This is a genomic window from Blastococcus sp. CCUG 61487 (genome assembly GCF_005222955.1).
Taxonomy (GTDB): domain Bacteria; phylum Actinomycetota; class Actinomycetes; order Mycobacteriales; family Geodermatophilaceae; genus Blastococcus.
The window spans coordinates 1-329 of the sequence record NZ_LWUA01000197.1 but is presented as its reverse complement, the minus strand read 5'-3'; the positions used below and the strand labels follow the sequence as shown (position 1 = coordinate 329).

Annotated in this window: 1 protein-coding gene; it reads left to right on the top strand. The window is 63.8% G+C overall.

Features of this window, described 5'->3' with window-relative positions; translation table 11 throughout:
* On the top strand, positions 1–329 hold a 329-nt coding region (locus tag A6V29_RS10230), incomplete at both ends, for a c-type cytochrome (RefSeq protein ID WP_137160192.1).

Here is a 329-nt window from a genome sequence, read left to right as displayed (position 1 = left end):
GAACTGCGGACTCCGGGCACGGTCTACACCTTTGCCGTCGGCGCCAAGGCCAAGCTGCCGGAGTTCGTGAAGTACCAGACCGAGGGACTGCTGCAGGGCGTGAAATATGATCCCAAGGACGTGCCCGAGGGCACCGCGCTTTACATCGCCGCCTGCGCCACCTGCCACGGCGTGCCCGGCGTGGACAAGGGCGGCAACATCCGCAATCTCGGCTACGTGCCGGCCGAAGAGATCACCAAGCTGAAGGACATCGTCTTCAACGGACCGTTCCGCGAGCGCGGCATGCCCGACTTCACCGACAAGCTCAAGGAGGAGGACGTGGTGAAGAT